The organism is Microcystis sp. LE18-22.4A (genome assembly GCF_027531105.1).
GTDB lineage: Bacteria > Cyanobacteriota > Cyanobacteriia > Cyanobacteriales > Microcystaceae > Microcystis > Microcystis aeruginosa.
Map to the genome: position 1 here is coordinate 1 of NZ_JAPZRB010000479.1, position 1,010 is coordinate 1,010.

1 protein-coding gene and 1 pseudogene are annotated in these 1,010 nt (G+C 44.5%); both read right to left on the reverse strand.

Annotation, left to right across the window (positions count from 1 at the left end; translation table 11 throughout):
- The coding region (locus O9295_RS20985; RefSeq protein WP_288035071.1) for a hypothetical protein at window positions 1-199 on the reverse strand (199 nt) is incomplete at its 3' end.
- 379 nt (window positions 200-578) lie between these two features.
- Window positions 579-1,010, reverse strand: a pseudogene (locus tag O9295_RS20990) (hypothetical protein); the annotation flags it as partial.

A 1,010-nucleotide genomic window follows, 5' to 3' on the forward strand; every position in this document is an offset into this window, starting at 1 on the left:
CGACGTTGATGTCGTTACAAGTGGAACTGTCCGTCCCCATATTAAGCCAAAGGAATATTTGACAGAGTTCCTGCCAGGCGATCGGTGCGGCGGCTAGGGCATAGTAGCGATCACGTTTTTGATTGCGGAAACAAAGGACTGCTATTGCCGTGACATCGAGGATACTGAAAACCGTCGAGACTTCCGCGCTCCAACACATTCTTGAGTCTCCTCTGAATCAGGGTTGCAATTAATTACAATTTCAAATAGACCGTAGATTATTCCTGACATTTCACCGTTCGCTTATTTCTCGAACCGAACACTGATACATTGTTTCAAATACAGTCTAGCAAACGCATTGAGCGTTCTACCTGAATGTTTATGGAATTGATTAGGGTTTGAGCGAGCCAATTGGCGCACTGCGAAACGAGTCTCTTCGAGATCGCACTTTGGGTCAACTTCTCCACGCACTCTTTACTTGCTGTCTAGACAGGGGAGCGTCTGTGTTAAAGCTGGACTTGACCTTGACAGTGATTTCCGCGGACAAACTACCATCAGGGTTTAGGGATGATTCTTCATGGCTTGGGCAGGCTGGAGTTTTAATTTTCCCTGAATCTTTGTAGTAGTTCTTCACGGGATAAATTTGCCAAAGAAAGAAGCAATCCGGTGCGTTCCGAGATAGGAAGTTGGGCGATCCGTTCCACCAGACCAGATAATTCCGAATCTAGGCTGCCAAAGCGTCCTTCCAGAAGACTGGCTATCATAGAGTGACGTTCTTCTATTTTCCACTCTTCCCGTTGTTGTAAATAAGCTGGTGATAAGTTCATGATGTCCTCCTGTTCTTCGGTACTTAAATTATCTCTCAATTCTAAATTCTTGCGCCAGTTGGCCAGAATTTCTAATAAATTCTCTCGAAAAGGATTGCGTTCTGGCAGTTCAACTAACTCTTCAACTGCTCGTTTTTGAGTTCCTCCTTTACCTAATACCCTCAACCATAAGGTGTCTTCAATTACTGGTAATTGATGAATGAC